This window comes from Shimia sediminis (assembly GCF_003990645.1).
Taxonomy (GTDB): domain Bacteria; phylum Pseudomonadota; class Alphaproteobacteria; order Rhodobacterales; family Rhodobacteraceae; genus Shimia; species Shimia sediminis.
In genome coordinates this window covers 1-545 of the sequence record NZ_RYZK01000108.1, presented here as the reverse complement: position 1 = coordinate 545, position 545 = coordinate 1, and the positions used below count along the sequence as shown (strand labels likewise).

The 545-nt window shown below is 45.5% G+C and carries 1 protein-coding gene; it reads left to right on the top strand.

The genetic code is table 11. From position 1 onward, the window contains the following. Nucleotides 1–545: polysaccharide deacetylase family protein (locus EK369_RS23030; RefSeq protein WP_164727096.1), on the top strand; the 545-nt coding region annotated here is incomplete at both ends.

The following is a 545-nucleotide window of genomic DNA, read 5'->3' as shown; positions in this document are numbered from 1 at the left end:
CATAATGACGACGAACAATTCTGGAGCAACGCAACGTTGGACGACTGGGCCAAAGAAATGGCAGGAATGAGAATAATCGTCGAAAAATTCGCCAACATAACCGATAACAGTGTTGTCGGTGTTCGTGCACCTTATTTAAGAGTAGGTGGCAATAACCAGTTCACCATGATGGAAGAACAAGCGTTCCTTTACGACTCGACAATCACAGCTCCATTGAACAACCCACCCCTATGGCCTTACACCATGTACTTCCGCATGCCCCACCGTTGTCACGGAAACTTACAAAGTTGTCCAACAAGAAGCCATGCAGTATGGGAAATGGTACTCAATGAATTAGATCGTAGAGAAGATCCGACCAACGACGAATATCTCCCTGGTTGTGCAATGGTGGACTCTTGCTCCAACATCATCACAGGGGATCAATTCTACAACTTTTTGAATCACAATTTCGACAGGCATTACGAAGAAAACAGGGCTCCTTTGGGGCTCTATTTCCATGCTGCTTGGTTGAGGAACAATCCCGAATACCTCGACGCTTTCTTATA